Genomic DNA, 16,108 nt, shown 5'->3' on the forward strand with positions numbered 1-16,108 from the left:
ATCCGGTGGCGGGACCGGTTCGTGGGATTTCCGCATCATCGGGGCAGCTCGTGGGATTCTCGCCGGTCCGCCGCGGTGGCAGGGGCATACCGTGGGAGGCGCAGACGGGGCCAGGACTTCTCGACCGGGGACGGGCACGCTCATCTGGGGGACCGGGGACGGCTACGCGCGGGCCCGCGCCGCCGGTGAACCCCCGCCCACTGCGTCGGCCGCCACGACAGGCTCGCCGGTGCCGCGGATCGGCGGCGCTCCCGCCCGGCTGGCTATCGTGAACGGGTGCCCAGCCGCATCGTGAAGCGCACCGCGAAACTGGCCGACGGCCGCGATCTCATCTACTACGACGACGCCGACACCCGCCTCGGGCCCGAACGCCGTATCGACACCCGCCGTCTGGAACCCAGGCCGCCGACCGCGGTGATGCGCCAGGACGTTCTCACCGGTGAGTGGATCTCCATCGCCGCGGCCCGGCAGAGCCGGGTGGTGCTACCGCCGGCCGACCGTGACCCGCTCGCTCCGCAGACCCCGGGCAATCCGTCGGAGATACCCGATCAGTACGACGTGGCGGTGTTCGAGAACCGGTCCCCGTCGTTCGGCCCCGCGCTGGCGAACGGGGCGGCAGGCGCGGGGCCGGTCCCGGCCGGGCTCGACGATATGGTGGCCCTCGGCTTCGACCGGGAACTGGTGGCGGTGGGACGCTGCGAGGTCGTGTGCTTCAGCCCGGCGCCCGAGGGGTCGTTCGGCGATCTCACCCCCGGCCGGGCTCGCACGGTGATCGAGGCGTGGGCCGATCGCACCGCCGAACTGTCCGCGCTGCCCGGAGTGGAACAGGTGTTCCCGTTCGAGAACCGCGGCGAGGCCATCGGGGTCACTCTCCCGCATCCGCACGGCCAGATCTACGCCTACCCCTATGTGACACCGCGGACCACACGGGTGCTCGATTCCGTGCGGCGACTGGGTCCGAACCTGTTCCAGCGCATCCTGGACCGGGAACGCGCGGGCGGGCGCGTCGTCCTGGCCGGGGAACGGTGGACTGCCTTCGTCCCGTTCGCGGCCCGATGGCCGATCGAGGTGCATCTGCTGCCGCATCGCCAGATCCCGGATTTCGCGGCGACCGACGAGGCGGAGCGGGACGAGCTGGCCACCCTGTACCTGCGGTTGTTGCGCGGGATCGACGCCCTCTACGACGATCCGACCCCCTATATCGCCGCCTGGCACCAGGCGCCGGTCCACACCGGCCGCGACACCGTGCGCCTGCATCTACAGCTGACCTCCATCCGACGCGGGGCGGACAAGATCAAATACCTGGCCGGTTCGGAGTCGGCGATGGGTGCCTTCATCGCCGATATCCCGCCGGATGTGGCGGCGGCCCGGATCCGGGAGGCCGTGGCGTCGGTCCGGGTCCCGCCCCCACGGCCGGTCCGCGGGTAGCGGGAGGCCGCCCCCGGCTCGCCGAACCGGGGGCGGTGCCCATACGAGGGTCAGCGGCTGGTGCTGAGCTGGAACGTGCGCGTCGCGTCGAGGTAGATGCTGTACTGGGCCTGTTTGCCGGGCGGGGGCAGCTGGGAGACCAGCTGGTTCAACGAGGTGGTGGCGCCCACCACCGGAATTCCGGCGACGTACAGATCGGCGACCGCGCGCCGGATATGGTTCGGTGAGGTCACCGCCACCGCGGTCCGGGCGCCCAGACCGTGCAGGATATCGGCACTGAACAGCGCGTTCTGGACCGTCGAACCGGCCCGGTTCTCCACATGGATCCGTTCGGCCGGGATACCCCGGCCGATCAGCCAGCCGGCCATGGCCTGGGCCTCGGTGATCCCGTTGCTCGGATTGTTGCCGCTGACGACGATCGGCGAGAACGGCGAGGCGATGGCCTGCAGCCAGGCGGCCTGCAGACGTTCGACGAGTTCGGGGCGGGGCGAACCGTCCGGAAGCAGCCCGAACCCGAAGACCACGATCCCGGTCTGCGGCCCGACCAGGGCCGGAAGTGGGTTCGGGAGGGTGGCGATCCCCGCGCCGACCGCGTGCAGGACACCGTCGGTGCCGGCGGCCATGGCGCCGTCGACGGCGCGCAGGCGGCCCATCGCATCGTTGAGGGCCGGGATATCGCCCGCGTAATGGGACCAGATGGCCTGCAGGGACAGCGCCTCGGCATCGGTGGGATCCCGCCCGATCAGATCGTGCAGCGCGGCCCGGCCGGCGACGGAATCGCCCTCGGTGAAATGGCGCTGAGCGGCGTTGTACAGGGCGTCTGTATCAGGGCTGGCCTGGGCCGGCGCGCCGGCGAACCCGGCGAGCGCGATACTCGTCGCGGCGGCCGCGGCCGCCACCAGATACTGCAAACCTCTTCGACTGTGCACTACGGCGACACCTTTCCACGGGTGGAGCGGGGTTCTCGCAGATGATTCGTTCGATGAAATTCGGGTGCGGTATGTGGCAACCCACCATAGGCCCGGTGTCGGCCGGAACCCGGTATTTGCGGCTGTCCGATCGGGGACATGTCCCGTGAAACCCCTGGCTACAGCTTTGCGGGGCGTATCGGTGCCACCGACACACTAATATCCCGCGGTCTGCGGGGTTGCGGGTGGGGTCCCCTCGGGGCACGCCCGATAGGGTGAACATCCGTGGATACCGCATCGCTGACCGGGAAAGACCTCGCCGCCGCCATCAACGCCGATACCACGGCCCGGGCGCAGGCGCTGACCGAGCAAGCGGGCCGTGCCCCGCGCCTGGCACTGGTCGTCGCGAACGACGATCCGGCCAGTGCCTGGTACGTGAACTCCTTGAAGAAATCGGCCGCCAACCGCGGAATCGATTGCGACACCGTGGATCTCGGCGCCGATGCCTCCGCCGACACGCTGCGTACCGAGCTCGCGGTGCGCAGCGCCGACCCCGGCACCGACGCCATCATGCTGCAGACGCCGCTGCCCGCTGGCGTGACGCTCGACGAGGTGTCCCCGGCGATCGTGGCGACCAAGGACGTCGACGGGGTGAGCCCGCTCTCGCTCGGACTGCTCACCGCCGGATCGGCCGGTTTCGCGCCGGCCACGGCCGAAGCGGTGGTGGAGTTGCTGAAGCATCACGGTGTCGCACTGGCCGGGCGGCACGTCGCCATCGTGGGACGATCCAATGTCGTCGGCAAACCGCTGGCACAGCTGTTGCTGGCGGAGAACGCGACGGTCACCGTCTGCCATTCCCGGACCACGAACCTGCCCGCGGTCACCGCGGCGGCCGATGTGGTCGTCGCCGCGGCGGGCCGGATCGGACTGGTGACCGGCGCGAATGTACGCGAGGGCGCCGTGGTGATCGATGTCGGCACCAACGAAGCCGCCGACGGCGGGATCGTCGGCGATGTCGACGCCGAATCCGTCCGCGGAATCGCGGCCGGGTTGAGCCCGGTGCCGGGCGGCGTGGGCCCGGTCACCACGGCGCTGCTCATGCGCCATGTCGTGCTCGCGGCCGAACGGGCCGGGTGAACCCAGGCGGACCGGCGCGTGGAACCGGCCGCTACCGCTGAACCGGACCGCCGGAAAGGTTCGGGGCCGGGCCCCACGGGGTAGCGCTAGTGTGTGCGGCTATCGGTCCGCACTCGCAGTCGAGTTAAGGTGACATCGTGAACGTCGAAGTGACACCCTTGCCGGGAATAGGCGTCCGCAAGGATTTTCCGCTCACCGCTGTACGCCGGCGGATCGGGGTCGTCGATCACAAGGACGGGACGATCGATCTGATCTTCACCAGGATCGGCGATCCCGACGCCACCACGCAGATCCCGATGACCGAGGCCGAGGCGGGCACGCTGGCCAATCTGCTGGGCGCCCCGCAGCTGGTGGGCCAGCTGCGCAACGAGCACCGGGACATGGACGGCGTGAACACCCGGCAGTTGCCGGTCGGTGAGAACTCGCCCTACGACGGGCGCACCCTGGGCGAGACCCGGATGCGGACCCGGACGAAGGCCTCCATCGTGGCGGTGATGCGCGCCGGCCAGGCGATGCCCGCCCCGGGGCCGGACTTCGTGTTCACCGGTGGTGATGTGTTGATCGTGGTGGGCACCTCGGAGGGGCTGGACAGCGCCGCGGATATCTTGAAAGACGGCTGAACCTGTAGCGATGAATGCGACCACGCTGGCGATGATCCAGCTGGGGGCGGTGTTCTTCGGGCTCGGAGTGCTCGGACGCATCGCAGCCCGGATCGGCATGTCCCCAATCCCTCTGTATCTGGTGGGTGGATTGGTGTTCGGGGAAGGAGGTTTCTTCGAACTACACGAAGCCGACGAGTTCATCCATCTGGCCAGCGAGATCGGCGTGGTCCTGCTGCTTTTGCTACTGGGCCTGGAATACAGTGCGGCCGAATTGTTCACCGGGATGCGAAGGTCCTGGATGGCCGGCCTGCTGGACCTGGTCCTGAACACCACGCCCGGCGTGGTGGTCGCCCTGCTGCTGGGGCTGGGCCCCACCGGGGCGCTGGCCATGGCCGGTGTCACCTATATCTCGTCGTCCGGAATCATCGCGAAGGTCCTGAACGATCTGGGCCGGCTCGGTAACCGGGAAACCCCGGTGATCCTGTCGATCCTGGTATTCGAGGATCTCGCGATGGCCGCCTACCTGCCTGTGCTGACCGCGGTGCTGGCGGGTCTCGGATTCGTGGCGGGCCTGCAATCGCTGGGTATCGCCCTGCTCGCGGTGACCGTCGTGCTGGTGGTCGCCTTCCGATACGGCAAATATGTTTCCGCGGTGGTGGCCAGCGACGATCGGGAGATCTTCCTGCTCAAGCTGCTCGGTTCGGCGCTGCTGGTGGCCGGGGTGGCCTCCGCGCTGCAGGTGTCGGCGGCGGTCGGCGCGTTCCTGCTGGGAATCGCGATCTCCGATACCACCGCGCACAACGCGACCAAGATCCTGGAACCGCTGCGGGATCTGTTCGCCGCCATGTTCTTCGTACTCTTCGGCCTGACCACCGATCCACGCAGTATCCCGCCGGTGCTGGGATGGGCGGTGCTGCTCGCGGTGATCACCACGATCACCAAGATCGCCACCGGTTGGTGGGCCGCCGCGCACGCCGGCTCCTCGCGGCTGGGTCGTGCCCGCGCCGGTGCGGCGCTGGTGGCGCGCGGTGAATTCTCCATCGTCATTGCCGGACTGGCGGTGGCCGCGGGCGCGGTGCCCGACGAATTCGCCGCCCTCGCAACGACTTACGTGCTGCTGATGGCCTCGGTCGGCCCGATCGCGGCACGGGTGGTGGAGCCGGTGCTGCGGATCATCACCCGGCAGCCGAAGCCGGAACCCGATACCGCCGACGAGTAGGCCGGGAGAACGGATCAGAGGGCGGTGTAACCGCCGTCGACGAGGTATCCGGCCCCGGTGACGAACGAGGCGTCCTCGGAGAGCAGGAACGCGATCACCGCGGCGACCTCGTCGGCCCGGCCGAACCGCCCCAGCGGATGTTTGTTCTCCAGGAATTGCCGTGCGTCGTCGGGCATCTCGGTGAGCGGGGTGGCGATGACGCCGGGCTGTACCGCGTTGATCCGCAGTCCGGTCGCGCCGTATTCGACGGCGGCGGCCTTGGTCATCCCGAGTACCGCGTGTTTGGAAGAGGTGTAGGCCGATCCGGGCGCGTCGGTGGCGACCGTGCCGTGCACCGAAGACATATTGACGATCGCGCATCCCCGCGGTCCGGCGGCGAGCATGGCCGGGATCTGGTATTTCATCCCGTACACCACGCCGTCACAGTTGATCGACATGAGCCGCCGCCACTTCTCGGCGTCCAGTTCACCGATCGGTCCCGGGCTCACCCCGATCCCGGCGTTGTTCACCGCCAGATGCAGTGCGCCGTAGGTCCGGACCGCGAAGTCCACCGCCGCCTCGTGGTCGGCGAGCTGCGCGGTGTCCTGTGCGATGGCGGCCGCCGTACCGCCGGCATCACCGATCTCCCCGGCGACCCGCTCGACGGCCGCCACATCCACATCGCCGAGGACCACCTGCGCGCCGTCCCTCGCCAGGCGCACCGCCGTCGCCCTCCCGATCCCCGATCCCGCGCCGGTGACCAGAGCGACCTTCCCGGTGAAATCCGCCATATCTCCTCCGCGATGTCGGAACAGCACGTGCGCGGCACCGGGAAGGGATCCGCCGGGACCGCCGGATATTCGGCCTCTCGTCGTATGCGTCGCGGGGCACCGAGCCTGCCACGCTGGCCCGTACCCTACCCGGCGACCTGCCGATATCGCCGCTGCGCGGAAGCCGTCGGCTCGGTGGGCGAGTCGGGCCTGTGTGTGCAGTCGGCCGTCCATAGATCGGTGCCGAGGCGCGCAAATAAACACAGATCCGCCGATCGGCCTCGCGGCGAGGAGGTCGATCGGCGGATCTGTGGTCCGCCCTCAGGCAGCGGCGGCGTGGCGGAGGGAACCGATCGCGGCATCGAGATCGTCGACGTCGACGACCAGGCGGGTGTAATCGTGTCCCCGCAGGTCGATGCGGACGGCGTGACCGCCGAACAGGGTGTCCCAGTATTCCTTCCGGCCCTTGCCCCGGAAGGTGCCCGCGGCGATCGCGCCCGGGAAGAACACGCCGGGGGCGCGCACCCAGGGGGGCCGGCGGTCGATCTCGGCCGGTTCGACGGCCACGATATTCGCGAGGTCGAAGGTGATGTGGTCGCACAGCGACAGCACTCGATGTGCGCCGCGGACGTGAACAGTGACGGTGGTGCCGGTGATCTCGAAGTCCACCATGGGTTCCTCCCTGATGCCGAGTTCCGCTCGTCCGATTCCAGGATGCCGCCGTGGCCTGGCCGTTGGCTGTGCTGCGGCTGTGAAAATTCTCAGGTTCGACGGCGGTTCACCGGAGTCATCGTCGTCGGGCGCCGTGGCGTTTCGGCGCAGGTGGCGTCCGCGCCGGCGGCGTGTCGGATACCGCGGTGGCGCGGCGTGGGCGCTATCGGTCAGACTCGTCGGTGTGGATCAGAAGTCATACGGGTGGGCGGCCGGGGGCCCGGTCGCTCGGGAGACCGGCCGAAACCCGGTCCGGTACGTATCGGGTCGGGGTGATACGAGGTGACCGCGCTCGCTCCGGGAGAGAACCGGCCCGCGCCGGGTGACCGGCTGACGGTGACGGTGACCTGTTCCGCGCCGGTGGATGTTTCGGCGCTGCTGCTCGCCGCGAACGGAAAGGTCAGATCCGACGGCGATTTCGTGTTCTTCAACCAGCCGGCGGCCCCCGGGGTGACCTACCGGCACGGGCAGGGCGCCGGTGATGTCGTCGACGTGCAGACCCCGGCCGTTCCCGGCGATATCGACAAAGTGGTGGTCACCGCGAGCCTGGACGGCAGCGGGCCGCCCACCTTCGGTGCGGTGGGATCGCTCACCGCGACGGTGACCGGGCAGCAGGGCACACTCACCTTCGCGGTGTCGAAGCTGAGCACCGAGACGGCGGTGGTCTGCGTGGAGATCTACCGCCGGGCGGGCGCGTGGAAGGTGCGTGCGGTCGGGCAGGGATACGACAACGGCCTGGCGGGTATCGCCACCGATTTCGGGGTGAACGTCGACGATGATCCGGTCCCGCCGGCTCCCACCCCGCCGGTACCGCCTCCGTCCCGTACGGATCCCACCATGGTGGCCAATCCGGTCGCGGCGCAGCAATATTCCGCTCCGCAGTATCAGCCCCCGCAGCCTCAGATGCCTCAGATGCCTCAGCATCAGGTGCCTCAGCAGCCGGCGCCGCAGTATCCGCAGCATCCCGGTCCGCCGCCGGTGCCGCCCTCCGGGTACCCCGCGGCGCCGCCGCCCGGGTACCCGCCGGTGCCCGGGTATCCGCCCCAGCAGTCGTATCCACCCGGACCGGCCCATCCGGCGCCGCCCGTCCCCCCGCACCAGCCCCCCGCATATTCTTCCCAGCAAGGAGCTCAGCCGATGCACAGCGAGCTGTTCGACCCGCGTCATGCCGAAGTGTCCGGGATGGGCATTCAGAAGCAGGGCAGCAAGATGATCAAGGTCGGCGTGAACGGCGAAACGCTGGTCCGCTCCGGATCCATGGTCGCTTACCAGGGTGATCTGCATTTCCAGGCGCTCGGTTCCGGGGGAATCGGCCGGGCGATCCAGCAGCGGCTCACCGGCGAGGGCGTCCCGCTGATGAAGGTGTCCGGGCGCGGCGATCTGTTCGTCGCCAACGGCGCGGCGGATGTGCACATCATCGATCTGGACGGCACCGACGGGCTCACCATCAACGGGTCCAATGTACTCGCCTTCGACCCGACTCTGGGTTACGACATCCGGATGGTGCAGGGCGCGGCCGGATTCGCCAGTAACGCCGGCCTGTTCAACTGCGTGTTCACCGGCCGCGGCCGGATCGCCATCACCAGCCACGGCGGTCCGGTCGTGCTCAATGTCGATCAGCCCACCTATGCCGATCCGCAGGCGGCCATCGCCTGGTCGTCGAGCCTGCAGACGAGCGTGAAACGCAACGATTCGTTCGGGCTGGGCCGGCTCATCGGCCGCAGCACCGGGGAGGGCATCACCTTGTCGTTCGCCGGCCGGGGTTTCGTGATCGTGCAACCCTCGGAGCTGCCGCCCGGCGGCATGCTCGGCGGGACCGGTGGCGGCCAGGAAGCCGGGCAGAGCGGCGGTCTGCTGGGCGGTCTGCTCGGTTAGCCTCACCGCCGAGGCGCCGGGGGTGTGGTATCGACGTCCTATGGTGAAGCGGTCCCGGTACGACGTAGTGGTCGTGGGCGGCGGGCACAACGGCCTCGTCGCGGCGGCGTATCTGGCCCGCGCCGGGCAATCGGTGCTGGTGCTGGAACAGGCGGCGGTGACCGGCGGCGCGGCCGTCTCGGCGCGGGTGTTCGACGGTGTCGATGTCCGGCTGTCCCGGTACTCGTACCTGGTGAGCCTGCTGCCGGACCGGATAGTCGGGGAGCTGGGCCTGCGCTTCCGGACACGCAAGCGGCGGATCTCCTCCTATACACCGGCCGGATCGTCGGGGCTGCTGGTCGACAACCGGTCACCGGCGGCAACCCGGGACAGTTTCGTGCGGGTCACCGGATCGGACCGGGAGTTCGCCGCGTGGCAGCGGTTCTACGCGATGACGGGGGCGGTGGCACGGGCGGTCTTCCCGACGCTCACCGAACCGCTGCCTACCGCCGGGGAACTGCGGCGGCGGGTGGGCGACCGGGTGTGGGCCGAACTGTTCGAGCGGCCGCTCGGCGAGACGATCGAACAGTATTTCGCCGACGATGTGGTGCGCGGCGTGGTGTTCACCGACGCCCTCATCGGCACGTTCACTCATGCGCACGATCCGTCCCTGGCCCAGAACCGCTGTTTCCTCTACCACGTGATCGGCGGCGGCACCGGCGACTGGGATGTGCCGGTGGGCGGTATGGGTGCGCTGACCGACGCGCTGGCCGACGCGGCCCGGGCGGCGGGGGCAGAACTGGTGACCGGTACGGAGGTGACCGGCGTGGCGACCGACGGGCGCACCGCGGCGGTGGAGTTCGCCGGGGCGGCGGCCGGGACCGTGGCGGCACGGTATGTCCTCGTCAACGCTTCGCCCGCCGAGGCGGCGCGATTGCTGGGCGAACCGGCCGGCGGAAAACCCGAAGGCGCCCAGCTGAAGATCAATATGGTGCTGGACCGGCTGCCGCGCCTGCGTGATCCGGCGGTGGCCGCGCAGGACGCGTTCGCCGGGACCTTCCATATCGCCGAAACCTATGAACAGTTGGCACAGGCCTACCGGGAGGCGGCGGCCGGACGGCTGCCCGCGATCCCGCCCGCGGAGATCTACTGTCACACACTGACCGATCCCGGTATCGCGGCCGGTTCGGCGCTGCACACCCTTACCCTCTTCGGGTTACACACTCCGGCAAGCCTTTTCGAATCGGATCCGGAGGCCGTGAAGCAGGCCGCGGTCACCGCGAGCCTCGACGCGCTCGACGCCGTACTGGCCGAACCCGTCCGGGATTGCCTGGCTTGTGACGCCCACGGCGCGCCGTGTCTGGAAGCCGCCACTCCGGTGGATCTGGAACGCACGCTGCGATTGCCCGGCGGGCACATATTCCACGGCGATCTGTCCTTCCCGTACCGGACCGGACCCGCGGACACGCCCGCGCAGCGCTGGGGGGTGGAAACCGGTCACGCGAATGTGCTGCGCTGTGGTGCGGGCGCGGTACGCGGGGGCGGCGTGAGCGGAATCGGCGGGCATAATGCGGCCATGGCCGTTCTCGAGGAAACCGCCGCCCAGCGTCCGGGAAATGCCGGGTGAATTCTGGTCGGAGAATCGGCGGTCACGCTCACTGGTGGGAGTATCCGAATACTTTGTGGCGGTAGGGTTGTCGGCTGTGGATCGGCCCGGCGGGTCGTTTCGATTCCATGCCCGGCGCCGAGGAGATATACGTGGCACTCGATACCGTCCCGAAGAGCAGGGCCCCCGAGGACAAAGCGGCTCGCGAGCAGAAAGCGATACGTGACCTCGCGGGCCGGCTGGCCGCCGCCTATTCCGAGAATCGTTCACCCGACGAGGTGAATGTCGCGATCCGCACGGCGCACGAACGGTTCGCCGGGAGTACGGTGCGTGATTTCGTACCCATTCTCGTGGAGCGGGTGGTGCGCCGGGAATTCGAATCCGCGGAGGAAGCCGGCCCCACCGAGGGGGTCACCGCGCCGGGCGTCGCGCCGGTCTCGGTACAGAAGGGCACACCGGCCGCCGCGAGCGGGTCGGCGGCGCCGATCGAGGCAGCGGCCGACCGCCCGCTGCGGACCGACCGTCGCGGCCTGTTCGCGCTGGCGGGAGCCGCGGGCGTGGTGGCGGTAGGAGCCACGGCGTGGGCCGTGTCGCGACCCGATTCCGCTCCCGCCCCGGCGGCGCCGGTCGCCGGTGCCGCGCTGACGAAGGTCACCGGGGTGGTCGGTTCGGAGAAGGCGGCCTTCTTCGCCGACGAGCGGGTCGCCGGGGTGTTCGCCGCGCACGGCTACGACGTGCGGGTCGAGGCGGCCGGATCGCGGGAGATCTCCACCTCGGTGAACCTGGACGGCCGGGCTTTCGCGTTCCCGTCCAGCCTGCCGGCGGCCGAACGGCTGAAACGCGAGATGGGGGTGAGCGCCCAGTTCGTACCGTTCTATTCGCCGATGGCGATCGCCACCTTCACCCCCATCGTGCAATTGCTGGATGCGGCCGGTGTGGTGAAGTTCGACGGTCCGGCGCCCAGCCTGGATTTCTCCGCCTATATCGATCTCGTGCAACGCGGCGTGCAATGGGACGAACTCGCCGGTAACACCTCCTACCGGGTGGGTAAGAACATCCTGGTCAGCACCACCGACGCCCGGACCTCGAATTCGGCGGCCATGTACCTGGCGGTGGCCAGTTATGTCGTCAACGATCACGCGGTCGTGCGCGGTGCCACCGCCGAACAGCATGTGCTGCCCACGCTGCAGCGCCTGTTCCTCGCCCAGGGCTACACCGAGGGCTCCAGCGCGGGCCCGTTCGAGGAATACCTGACCGCGGGTATGGGACCCACCCCGATGACCTGGATCTACGAGGCGCAGTACGTGGCGGCCGCGGTCGAGGGACGGCTGCGGCCCGACTCGGTGCTGCTGTACCCCTCGCCCACCGTGCTGTCCCGGCACACCGTCGTCCCGCTCACCCCGGAGGGGGAGGAGATCGGGGCGCTACTGCACACCGATGCCGAGTTGCAGTCGCTGGCCGCCGAACACGGTTTCCGGACCGGAGATGTGGCCCGCTTCGACGAGGTGGTCGCCGAACACGACATACCGGTATCGCCCGACCTGGTCGATATCGTCGATGTTCCCGCCTATGAGACCCTCGAGCATCTGATCGACGGAGTGGCCGCCGCGTACCGCTGATCCGGCGTCCGGGCGGACGGAGCCCGCGGCCCCGTCCGCTCGCCGGATTCACAACTGCGCGGCGACTTCGCCGGCGATGAGCTCCAGATGGTCGAGGTCGGCGAGGTCGAGGATCTGCAGGTAGATCCGCTGGGTGCCGATCTCGCGGTAGCGCCCGATCTTGTCGGCCACTTCCGCGGGGGAGCCGGCCAGTCCGTTGGCCCGCAGCTCGTCCACCTCGCGACCGATCGCGTCGGCGCGGCGCGCGATCTCCGCTTCGTTCGCTCCGACACAGGCGACCAGCGCATTGGAGTACACCATGCTGTCGGCCGCCCGGCCTGCCGCGGCGACCGCGGCGCGCACCCGATCGAACTGGGCGGCGCTGTCGTCCACCGAGACGAACGGGGCATTGAACTCGGTCGCGTACCGGGCGGCGAGCCGCGGCGTGCGTTTCGGTCCCTGGCCGCCGACGATCACCGGCACCGGCTGCTGCACCGGTTTGGGCAGGGCGGGGGATTTCACCAGTTCGTAGTACTTGCCGGTGAAATCGAAGGTGTCACCGAGCCGGGTCTCCCAGAGTCCGGTGATCACCGCAAGCTGTTCCTCGAAGCGGCCGAATCTGTCGTCCGGGAACGGTATCCCGTAGGCGGTGTGCTCATCGGCGAACCAGCCGGTGCCGAGTCCGAGTTCCACCCGGCCGCCCGACATCTGATCGACCTGGGCCACCTGGATGGCCAGCGGACCCGGCAGCCGGAAGGTGGCGGCGGTGACCAGGGTGCCGAGGCGGATCCGGCTGGTCTCCCGGGCCAGGCCGGCCAGCGTGATCCAGGCATCGGTGGGGCCGGGCAGGCCGTCGACCGAACCCATGTGCAGATAGTGGTCGGAACGGAAGAATGCCCCGAAGCCGAGCTCCTCGGCGGCGCGGGCCACGCTCAGCAACGTCGGGTAGTCGGCGCCCTGCTGTGGTTCGGTGAAGATTCGCAGTTCCATGGGCATCATCGTGCCGCACCGGTGCGGTGGCGGCCGTGGGCGGCATCCCGTGGGTCAGGCCGCGGGGCCGGTCATCCTCGTGGGCGATACCCGGTCGGACCAGCCGCACGGCAGCGAGCAACTGGCGATGACGAGGGTTTCGATCTCGCCGTTGTCGAAGACGCGCCGGGTGGATTCGGCGCGGGCCGGATATCCGCAGGAGGCGCATTTGCCGAAATAGTCGAGAATTTCGTCGATGTGGGTGATGGCCACCCGGCGTCGGGTCTGGTGCATCGTGGTCCTCCGGATCGCGGACGAGGGGTACGCGGCCGAATGTAGTTCGCGCACAACAGCTGTACCGGTGGAGTGAGTGGTCGCTGGGAGTTCTCACACCGGGGTGACCGGCCGGCTTGGACAAGCTCCAACGGCGGGATCGGCACCTGCGGGTGAACGCCGGGCAAACCCCTTCGTGACCTGTCACAGACCATTGCTACTCGCTGGTAACAACTATGGCGCCGAGCTATTGTGAGGGACATTACAGATGGGTAACCCCGCCGACCCAGTTGTTCGTTGCGGGCCGACGAGAAGTAGCGGGAGTTGGTCACCGACGTCATCGATATGGTCGCGGAGATTCCCGCAGCGCGTGCCGCTGTCTGGGATATGCTCCTCGACCCGCAGACCTATCCGCGGGTGTTCACCGGTATCGGCGCCTGCTCCAGGCTGGACCTGCCCGGCGCGGAACCGGTGTTCGAATTCCGGCTCGGCACCCCGGAGGCCGGTATCCGGGTGTTGCGCGTGCGCGTGGTCACCGGCCGGTGGTACGAGAGCTTGGAATTGCACGCACCGGAGATCGGCAGTTTCGCGGCGCTGCGGATGTACGGCGAAGGCGACCGCAGCACGGTATCTATCACCTTCTTCGCGCCGGGGCGGGTGCATCGGCACCTCACCGAACTGTCGAATTCGGCGATCCAGGACTGGACCGCCAAAGGCCTGCGCCGGATCGCCGATATCCTGCGCGGCGCGCGGACGTCGACGGTGGTCAACGGGGAGGGTTCGCTGGTACGCCGCCAACTCGAGGTGCTGCGTCAGGTCACCGTCAGCGGTGTGGTGCGCACCCGGCCCAACGCGGTGATGAAACAGCTGCTGTCACTGAACAAATGGGGATTCAACCTGGCGGGAGGATACGCGGCCGGCGCCGCGTACGCACCGGCCCGGCCCGCCGTGATCGACGATCGGGGGTCGCGCACCTTCGCCGAGATGGACCGGCGCAGCACCACTCTGGCCGGAGCGATGGCGGCGGTGGGACTCGGCGCGGGCGACGCGATCGGACTGCTGTCCCGCAATCACGCCGGAATGGTCGAAACCATGGTGGCCGCCGGCAAACTCGGAGTGGACGTCGCACTGCTCAATGCCGGGCTGTCCGCGCGCACCATCGAGCAGATCGTGCAGCGGCACCGGCTCTCGGCCCTGTTCGTCGACGGCGACCTCGAACAACTGGTGCAGTACCTGCACGACGACCTGCCCCGGTTCAACACCGACCAGCGGCCGCCCGTCCCCGGGCGGTACACCCTCGAGGATCTGATCGAGCAGGGCGAGACGGAGTTCCGCCGGCCCGCGCACCCCGGCCGGTTGATCGTGCTCACCTCGGGTACCAGCGGAATCCCGAAGGGGGCGCGGCGGCCCCACCCCAAGGGATTCGGCACCATCGCCGCGCTGCTGTCGCGGATCCCGATGGAGATGGAATCGACGATGCTCATCCCGGCGCCGCTCTTCCACACCTGGGGGCTGGCCGGATTGCAGCTGAGTACCGCGCTGCGGTGCACGGTGGTGCTGCCGGAACGATTCGATGCCGAGGATTGCCTGCGCGCGGTCGCCGAACACCGGGTGACCACCATGATCGTGGTGCCCACCATGGTGAATCGAATCCTCGATCTGCCGCCGGCGGTACGTGCCCGCTACGACACCTCCAGTCTGCGCCAGGTGATCAGTTGCGGGGCACCGCTGGCGGGGGCGACGGTGTTGCGGTTCATGGACGCCTACGGCGATATCCTCTACAACGTCTACGGATCCACCGAGGTCTCCTGGGCGACCATCGCCACCCCCGCCGATCTGCGCTTCGCGCCCACGACCGCCGGGCGGCCGCCGCTGGGCACCCGCGTCTCGGTGCTCGGACCCGACCACAAACCGGTGCCGATCGGTGCCACCGGGCATATCTTCGTCGGCAACCACATGCTGTTCGACGGCTACGTCAATTCCGCGCCACCCGACGAGGCGCACGGCATGCTCGACACCGGGGATCTCGGATATTTCGACGTCAACGGCCGTTTGTTCATCGCCGGCCGGGACGACGAGATGATCATCTCCGGCGGCGAGAACGTCTTCCCGCGCCCCGTGGAGGAGGCATTGGCACATCTGCCCCAGGTCAGCGAAGTCGCCGTGGTGGGTGTACCGGATCCCGAATTCGGCCAGCGGCTCGCGGCGTTCGTGGTGAAACACGAAGGGGCGGGCCTGGACTCGGATATGGTGCGCACCTATATCCGGCATCGGCTGAGCCGGTTCTCGGTCCCCCGGGATGTGACCTTCATGTCGGCGCTGCCGCGAGGGGAAACGGGAAAGATCTTGAAACGGCTACTGGCCGGGCGGCAGGACGGGGAACTTCCACCGTCGGGGCTGGGCGGGCTGGGGGTCACCGGGTCGGTGTGACACCGGCGGCCGGCGCTGTCCTGCCGCAGCGCGAATGCCGGTGCGATGCTGAACGACCCGATACTCACGGCGACATGGAGTGATCCCCGGTTGCCGGATCGGCCACGCCGGTGCACATGCCACCGCGGGGCGCGGTAACGGGTGCGGGGGCCACGGCGGGCGGGGCGGCGAGGGGTAGATTCATCAGCCGCACAATCAATCGGTCGGGAGAGGCATCCTCCGTGGTAGTAGTTTCCGTGCTCACAGGACTGGCCGTGGCGTGGCTGATCGCCGGGCTGCACTGGTACCTGTGGCGGCGGCTCGTTCGCGACACCACGCGGGACGGATCTCGCTGGCGGATACCCGGCGGTATCGTCCTCGGGGCCGGCGCGATCGCGATGTGTGGTGCGTTCGGCGTGATGCTCGCCGAGGTGGACCGGGCCGACTGGCGCTGGTTGACCTGGCCCGGATTCCTGTGGGCGGCGCTGTTCCTCTATCTGCTGCTCGGCGTGCTGGCCGGCGAGGTCGTCCGGCCGCTGCTGCTGCGCGGCCTGGTCAAGCGCGACGCCGGCACCGCCGCACCGGCCGGGGACAGCCGGAACCCCGTGGCGGACGCGGCGCAGGGAGCCGTCCAGTCGGGCGTGC

General features: G+C 69.2%; 13 protein-coding genes and 1 pseudogene. 9 read left to right on the forward strand and 5 right to left on the reverse strand.

Translation table 11 applies throughout. The features are described 5' to 3' along the window. The first annotated feature begins 276 nt into the window (after positions 1–276). A complete protein-coding gene (galT, locus tag ON38_RS10235; RefSeq protein ID WP_039824299.1) occupies positions 277–1,428 on the forward strand; it encodes a galactose-1-phosphate uridylyltransferase in 1,152 nt (383 codons plus the stop codon). A gap of 50 nt (positions 1,429–1,478) precedes the next feature. On the opposite strand, the gene ON38_RS10240 is transcribed toward galT, so the two are convergent. Continuing rightward, the gene (locus ON38_RS10240; RefSeq protein ID WP_245563989.1) at positions 1,479–2,357 is read right to left on the reverse strand and encodes a YdcF family protein; all 879 of its coding nucleotides are present in this window, start codon (positions 2,355–2,357) and stop codon (positions 1,479–1,481) included. 264 nt (positions 2,358–2,621) lie between these two features. Between ON38_RS10240 and ON38_RS10245 the strand changes: the two genes are divergently transcribed. The 3 genes from ON38_RS10245 (at position 2,622) to ON38_RS10255 (ending at position 5,294) form a co-directional block, all read left to right on the forward strand. Next, positions 2,622–3,473, forward strand: a complete 852-nt coding sequence (locus ON38_RS10245; RefSeq protein ID WP_039824302.1) for a bifunctional 5,10-methylenetetrahydrofolate dehydrogenase/5,10-methenyltetrahydrofolate cyclohydrolase — start codon at positions 2,622–2,624, stop codon at positions 3,471–3,473. A 137-nt stretch (positions 3,474–3,610) separates the two neighbouring features. Then, the gene (locus tag ON38_RS10250) at positions 3,611–4,093 is read left to right on the forward strand and encodes a cation:proton antiporter regulatory subunit (protein ID WP_039824303.1); all 483 of its coding nucleotides are present in this window, start codon (positions 3,611–3,613) and stop codon (positions 4,091–4,093) included. Positions 4,094–4,103: 10 nt separating this feature from the next. Then, a complete protein-coding gene (locus ON38_RS10255) occupies positions 4,104–5,294 on the forward strand; it encodes a cation:proton antiporter (RefSeq protein ID WP_039824304.1) in 1,191 nt (396 codons plus the stop codon). 14 nt (positions 5,295–5,308) lie between these two features. Here ON38_RS10255 and ON38_RS10260 read toward each other — a convergent pair whose 3' ends face one another. Both ON38_RS10260 and ON38_RS10265 read right to left on the reverse strand, forming a co-directional pair. Beyond that, the gene (locus tag ON38_RS10260) at positions 5,309–6,064 is read right to left on the reverse strand and encodes an SDR family NAD(P)-dependent oxidoreductase (protein ID WP_039824306.1); all 756 of its coding nucleotides are present in this window, start codon (positions 6,062–6,064) and stop codon (positions 5,309–5,311) included. A gap of 300 nt (positions 6,065–6,364) precedes the next feature. Further along, positions 6,365–6,715 (reverse strand): hypothetical protein, encoded by a 351-nt coding sequence (locus ON38_RS10265; protein WP_039824307.1) that lies wholly within the window; start codon positions 6,713–6,715, stop codon positions 6,365–6,367. Between the two features lie 321 nt (positions 6,716–7,036). Here ON38_RS10265 and ON38_RS10270 point away from each other — a divergent pair, with 321 nt between their 5' ends. The 3 genes from ON38_RS10270 (at position 7,037) to ON38_RS10280 (ending at position 11,833) form a co-directional block, all read left to right on the forward strand. Further along, positions 7,037–8,629, forward strand: a complete 1,593-nt coding sequence (locus ON38_RS10270; RefSeq protein ID WP_039824309.1) for an AIM24 family protein — start codon at positions 7,037–7,039, stop codon at positions 8,627–8,629. A 40-nt stretch (positions 8,630–8,669) separates the two neighbouring features. Beyond that, positions 8,670–10,235, forward strand: a complete 1,566-nt coding sequence (locus ON38_RS10275) for a phytoene desaturase family protein (protein ID WP_039824310.1) — start codon at positions 8,670–8,672, stop codon at positions 10,233–10,235. Positions 10,236–10,366: 131 nt separating this feature from the next. Beyond that, positions 10,367–11,833: a three-helix bundle dimerization domain-containing protein gene (locus ON38_RS10280; RefSeq protein ID WP_051164572.1), complete on the forward strand. Its 1,467-nt coding sequence runs from the start codon at positions 10,367–10,369 to the stop codon at positions 11,831–11,833. A 48-nt stretch (positions 11,834–11,881) separates the two neighbouring features. On the opposite strand, the gene ON38_RS10285 is transcribed toward ON38_RS10280, so the two are convergent. Both ON38_RS10285 and ON38_RS10290 read right to left on the reverse strand, forming a co-directional pair. Then, positions 11,882–12,802, reverse strand: coding sequence for an LLM class F420-dependent oxidoreductase (locus ON38_RS10285; protein WP_039824311.1), 921 nt, complete (start codon positions 12,800–12,802; stop codon positions 11,882–11,884). A 54-nt stretch (positions 12,803–12,856) separates the two neighbouring features. After that, complete coding sequence (locus ON38_RS10290) at positions 12,857–13,075, reverse strand: hypothetical protein (protein ID WP_157181719.1); 219 nt, start codon at positions 13,073–13,075, stop codon at positions 12,857–12,859. A 303-nt stretch (positions 13,076–13,378) separates the two neighbouring features. On the opposite strand from ON38_RS10290, the gene ON38_RS10295 reads away from it, so the two are divergent. Both ON38_RS10295 and ON38_RS10300 read left to right on the forward strand, forming a co-directional pair. Next, positions 13,379–15,484, forward strand: a complete 2,106-nt coding sequence (locus ON38_RS10295; RefSeq protein WP_051164570.1) for an AMP-binding protein — start codon at positions 13,379–13,381, stop codon at positions 15,482–15,484. Positions 15,485–15,720: 236 nt separating this feature from the next. Further along, positions 15,721–16,108: pseudogene (locus tag ON38_RS10300) on the forward strand (hypothetical protein); the annotation flags it as partial.

Source organism: Nocardia testacea NBRC 100365 (genome assembly GCF_000308775.1).
Lineage (GTDB): Bacteria > Actinomycetota > Actinomycetes > Mycobacteriales > Mycobacteriaceae > Nocardia > Nocardia testacea.